At 65.7% G+C, this 5,339-nt stretch carries 5 protein-coding genes and 1 pseudogene; 3 read left to right on the top strand and 3 right to left on the bottom strand.

Going from position 1 to position 5,339, the window contains the following annotated elements; translation table 11 throughout:
* Positions 1-70: 70 nt before the first annotated feature.
* From FV220_RS23950 to FV220_RS23940, 3 genes are all read left to right on the top strand, one after another.
* Positions 71-2,074, top strand: coding sequence for an AAA family ATPase (locus tag FV220_RS23950; protein WP_147833472.1), 2,004 nt, complete (start codon positions 71-73; stop codon positions 2,072-2,074).
* Entirely contained in the window at positions 2,064-2,315 is a 252-nt protein-coding gene (locus FV220_RS23945) for a hypothetical protein (RefSeq protein WP_147833471.1), read from the top strand. The genes FV220_RS23950 and FV220_RS23945 overlap by 11 nt, the downstream gene beginning before the upstream one ends.
* Before the next feature lie 386 nt (positions 2,316-2,701).
* Positions 2,702-4,053, top strand: a protein-coding gene (locus FV220_RS23940) for an IS3 family transposase (RefSeq protein ID WP_147833470.1) whose coding sequence is annotated in 2 segments (ribosomal slippage) — positions 2,702-3,038 and positions 3,038-4,053 — 1,353 coding nt in all. Because the reading frame shifts where the segments join, the coding sequence is not laid out codon by codon here.
* Positions 4,054-4,127: 74 nt separating this feature from the next.
* Here the strand turns inward: FV220_RS23940 and FV220_RS23935 are convergent.
* The 3 genes and pseudogenes from FV220_RS23935 to FV220_RS26535 all read right to left on the bottom strand — a co-directional run.
* Positions 4,128-4,786: pseudogene (locus FV220_RS23935) on the bottom strand (IS3 family transposase); the annotation flags it as partial.
* A gap of 156 nt (positions 4,787-4,942) precedes the next feature.
* Entirely contained in the window at positions 4,943-5,203 is a 261-nt protein-coding gene (locus FV220_RS23930) for a LysR substrate-binding domain-containing protein (RefSeq protein ID WP_187273523.1), read from the bottom strand.
* 39 nt (positions 5,204-5,242) lie between these two features.
* The coding region (locus FV220_RS26535) for an IS3 family transposase (protein WP_348642059.1) at positions 5,243-5,339 on the bottom strand (97 nt) is incomplete at its 5' end.

Genomic DNA, 5,339 nt, shown 5'->3' with positions numbered 1-5,339 from the left:
CCCTGAGACCCCCCGAGGCCTAAGCCCGCCGCGATCGCGGACGGCTGCCTCGCGCATGGAGGCAGCCCAGATGACACTTCTTGATCACGCCCGGCGTATCGCCGCCGCCGACGCCGCCGCGGACAACACCGGGGCCCACGACCCGATCCCTCAGCCCGCCGACGACGCAGCCTCCTCCTACGTCGAGGCCTGCCTCGGCGGATCGCGCGACACGCGGGACGTCCTACCCCTCATCGCCCTCCTCGACGCCCTCGGTCCTGCCGGCCTGCGCCGGATCCGGGCCCAACCCGGCCTCGGCCTCGTCGTCCAGGTCCCTTCGCCGGACTGGGCGGTACCCGTTGAGGCCGCCCTTCGTGGGCTGGCCGATTTCGCCGAAATTATCGCCCGCACCGGCAAGTCGAAGTCTTACGACACCCCCGTGGAAGGGAACCCGAAGGTTAGCCGGCTCCTGTCCGGCGGTGCCAAGGTCGCCGGCATCTGCCATGCCCCGGAGCGCCACCTGCCGGCCGCCCTCGTACAGGGCGCGGATCTGGTCGTGCGCATCGGCCCGGTATCCAACAGGATCGTCGCGCAGGCGATCCGAACCGTGACGGGCAAGCGGCTGCGCACCATGCCGCCGGCCGTCGCGGCGGGCCTGGACTTCGACAGTATCGCGGCCGCGATCCGCCTCGGCAGCTCGCCCAAGGAGTGCATCGCCCGGCTCCAGGCCGCCGCCGCCGTAAGGTCCGGCGCGGAGACCTTCGGGACCGACGTGCCTGGCATCGAAACCGTCAGTGGCTACGGGGCCGCGAAGTCCTGGGCCCTCGCCCTGGTCGCCGACCTGGAGGAATGGCGCGCCGGCCGTCTCGACTGGAGTGCCGTCAATCGCACATGCCTGCTCCAAAGCGAGCCCGGCCTGGGAAAGTCGTCCCTCATCCGGTCGATCGCGAAGTCGGCGAAGGTCCCGCTCGTCTCGACGAGCGTCGCCGAGCTGTTCACTTCGTCGACCGGCCACCTCGACGGCGTCCTGAAGGCACTCGAAGCGAAGGTCTCCCAAGCCGCGGCCCAGGCGCCTGCGATCCTGTTCATCGATGAAGTGGATTCTATCCCTAACCGTCAAACGATGGATAACAGGGGGCGCGACTGGTGGACGCCCGTCGTGAACGGGCTCCTGACTTGCCTCGACTCGACGGCATCGGGACCCGCATCCAGTCTCATCGTCATCGGCGCCACGAACCACGCCGCCATGCTCGATCCCGCGCTCGTCCGCCCGGGCCGCCTGCATCCCGTCATCCGCATCGAGCGACCGGACGCCGAAGCGCTCGCGGGCATCCTCCGCCAGCATCTCGGCGTGGACCTCCCCGAGGCCAACCTCTGGCCGATCGCCCACCTCGGCGTCGGGGCGAGCGGAGCCGACGTCGTGTCCTGGGTGAAGGGCGCACGCGCGGCCGCCCGCCGCGAAGGGCGACGCATGGTCCCCGCCGACCTGATCGCACAGGTCGCGCCGGTGGATGGCCGCACGGACGTGGAGCTCGGGGTGTGCGCCAGGCACGAGGCCGCCCATTGCCTTGCGGCAGAGGTCCTCGACGTCGCGAAGGTTTCCTCCGTTACCATCGCGATGGGGCGGACGAGCGCCGGCTGCGCACAGGCGAACTTCATCCAACGTGCCTTCCTGACGAAGGCCCAGATCGAGAACATCGTCGTGGTCACCCTCGCGGGCCGTGCCATGGACGCGCTGGGCGGGGCTCCGACTACGGGCGCAGGGGGAGGTCGCTCGTCGGATCTCGCCCGGGCGACGCGCTACCTGCTCGACATCCACACAAACCTCGGCCTGGGCGAGTCCCTCGTCTACCGGGGGGATGCCGCCGACGCGCTGCGGTACGATCCCCTTCTTCGCGACACGATCGACGGTGACCTCATCCGCCTCTACGCCGTCGCCTGCGCCTTCGTGCGGGAACACCGAACAGCCATCGAGGCCATCGCCGACCGCCTCGTCGCTGCCCGTGTCCTGTCGGGGGACGAGGTCGCCGCGATCATCCGGGCGCACCGCAAGCCCGCGACCCGCCAGACCCGGGGAGGCCGCCATGCAGGATGATGTCGACGCGCGCATCGGACAGATCTTCGTCAGGCTGTCGAGGCTCAGGGTCGAGCTCGGCGACGGGGCCCTGGACAGGACCGTGCACGCCCTCCTGCACGCGCTCGGGGCCTCGGCCCTGCGTGAGGCGGAGCGGAGGGCTCGAAGCCTCGCCGCCAGGCGCCAGCCCCTCGCGACGGATATCGCCGTCCGGCCCTACGATCAGCGCCGGCCCCCGGAGCCGTTGGACGAGGGGGCATGATCCGCCGCGGCCAAGAAATGCGGTTGGATACTTAGTCGCACCGATTTTTTACGACGATCAACGGGGGTTGACTCGATTTTGAATACTCAAGCTTCCCGGATTCGTGGTCTGATATGATTGAGCTTTTTCTTCAAGCCGCGTCGTGGGTTAGCTGATTCGTCAAGCAGTTCACAGACGTGCTTCGGCGCGTTATCAAGCTCAGGCGCCTCACCGGAAGCAAGGATCGAACGATCGAATCTTGCGGACCGCGGTCGGACCCCGAACCCGGCGCGAACGCCAAGCAAAGGACGTCGAGAATGAGTGTCCGACGTCAGCACCTGTGGGACAGATTGAGGGTCTTCACGAACGGAGGATGGCTGGTTCATCGTAGCCCCTAAGGAGCGAAGATGAAGCAGACATCCGGACCGGCCAAGAAGCCGGCAGAAGCGGTGATCAAGGACATTCGTCGGGCCACACGTCGGCAGTTCTCCTCCGAGGAGAAGATCCGCGTGGTGCTGGAAGGCTTGCGTGGCGAGGACAGCATCGCCGAGTTGTGCCGACGTGAGGGGATCGCCGCCTCGATGTACTACGGCTGGTCCAAGGAGTTCCTGGAGGCTGGCAAGAAGCGCCTGTCCGGCGACACGGCGCGTGCGGCAACGACGGACGAGGTGCGGGATCTGCGCCGCGAGACGGGGGCGCTGAAGGAGGTCGTAGCTGATCTCGTCCTGGAGAACCGTCTGCTTAAAAAAAGCATGAGCGGGGCTGGGGGCGACGAGGCATGAGGTACCCGGCCCCCGAGAAGCTGGAGATCATCCGGCTCGTCGAGCAATCCCACCTGCCGGTACGTACCACCCTGGACAAGCTCGGCATCACGCGCTCGACGTTCTACCGGTGGTACGACGCCTACCAGCGCGGCGGCCCCGAGGCGTTGAATGACCATCCCTCGCGGCCGAGCCGGGTCTGGAACCGCCTGCCTGCGGAGATCCGCGAGCAGATCGTTGCCCTGGCTCTGGAGCAGCCTGAACTCAGTCCGCGTGAGCTGGCGGTGCGCTTCACAGACGAGCGTCGCTACTTCGTCTCGGAAGCGACCGTCTACCGGTTGCTCAAGTCTCAGGACCTGATCACCAGCCCGGCCTATATCGTCATCAAGGCCGCCGACGAGTTCCGCGATAAGACCACCGCGCCCAATCAGCTTTGGCAGACGGACTTCACCTACCTGAAGGTCGTTGGCTGGGGCTGGTACTACCTGTCGACGGTGCTGGACGACTTCTCACGCTACATCGTGGCCTGGAAGCTGTGCACGACGATGCAGGCCAGCGACGTCACCGCCACGCTCGACCTGGCGCTGGGTGCGGCTGGGCTCGATCAGGCGCGGGTGATGCATCGGCCACGCCTGCTCTCCGACAATGGGCCGAGCTACGTCGCCAGCGACCTGGCTGACTGGCTCGGCAGCCGGGGCATGACTCACATCCGCGGTGCGCCATGCCATCCTCAAACGCAGGGCAAGATCGAGCGTTGGCATCAGACGCTCAAGAACCGCATCCTGCTCGAACACGCCTACTTGCCCGGCGAACTGGAGACGCAGGTTGCCGACTTCGTCGAACACTACAACCATGCCCGAGCCCATGAGAGCCTGAGCAACCTCACGCCCGCTGACGTCTACTTCGGACGCGGCGAAGGGATCCTGGCCGAGCGGGAACGCATCAAGCGCCAGACCCTCATGGATCGCCGCTTGCGCCACCACGCGCAGGCCGCCTAACCTCTTACCCCAGATGGACCAGAGCCTCCGCTCCTGAACACCGCAGAATATCCCAAATCATCTGACGACGGACAGACGAAGTCGTACGACCAGACGTGGTCAGGATGCTCCGGCCGTAGTCGCAGGCAGGAACCGTCGTTGAGCCAGAGACGCGCTCGCTTCGGTTGCCGAGCCGGGACCTTGAGCCCTTCGCGGCGCCAGATCCGTTCGACCCGCTTCACGTTTACCGTCCAGCCGTCACGCCGGAGCAAAGCCGTGATCCGACGGTAGCCGTAGCGCCCGTACTGCAGAGCCAGGGCGACGATGGCGGCTGTCAGAGTAGCCTCGTCCTCGACCACCACAGCACACTTGCGCTGGGTCGAACGATGCTGTCCCAGGACACGGCAGGCAAAGCGTTGCGACACGCCATGCTCGGCAACGACGTAGTCGACACAAGCCCGGCGGCGAGCCGGGCTCAGAAGTTTCCCGATGCGGCCTCCTTCAGGATCAGCTTCTCCAAAGTCAGGTCGGAGATCGCCCGACGAAGGCGCTGGTTCTCTGTCTCCAGGGACTTCAGCCGCTTGACCTGGTCACCCTTCAGGCCGCCGTACTCAGAGCGCCAGCGGTAATACGTGACCTCAGTCACCTCAATGGAGCGGATTGCTTCGGCAAACTTGCGACCTTGCGAGACCAGAACATCCACCTGGCGCAGCTTGGCGACAATCTCTTCAGCCGTATGCTTCTTCCGTCCCATGACAACATCCTCCACATGGCTCAAAGCCATACCTCAGGGAGGACCACTTTTCAGGAGGCAGGCCAAAGCGGACCGGCAAGTGTCGACCCAACCAAGTCATAGAGGCCGAAAAAGCCTGCAACCGAAAACGGACTTTCTTCGTGATGTCCGATAGCGTCAGGGTGGTGGAGTTTGGAACTCAGCCACTACGAGGTCGATGAACCGCCGCACCTTGGATGCCAGGTGACGCCGGCTCGGATAGAGCGCGCAGATGGGAATGGGCGGGGCTGCGTAAGCCGAAAGCACGACCCGCAAGCGGTCGTTCGCAATGTCCTCGTTGACGACATAGCTGGGCAAGTAGGCTAGGCCGGCGCCGGAGATGGCAGCATCGCGCAAGGCTTCTCCGCCATCCAGGGAGAGCCGCGCTTTTGGCCGGATCGAAGTGGTTGGCCTGCTGCTGGTTCCGTGGACACGATCCTAAGCTAATTGGGCCTGTTTTTCGAACTCGATTGGGCTGACGTAGCCGAGGGTCGAGTGTCGGCGGGCCGGATTGTAGAAGCGTTCGATGTAGTCG

The sequence above is a fragment of the Methylobacterium sp. WL19 genome (assembly GCF_008040005.1).
In the GTDB taxonomy this organism is placed as follows: Bacteria; Pseudomonadota; Alphaproteobacteria; order Rhizobiales; family Beijerinckiaceae; genus Methylobacterium; species Methylobacterium bullatum.
This window is presented reverse-complemented; position numbering and strand designations above follow the sequence as displayed.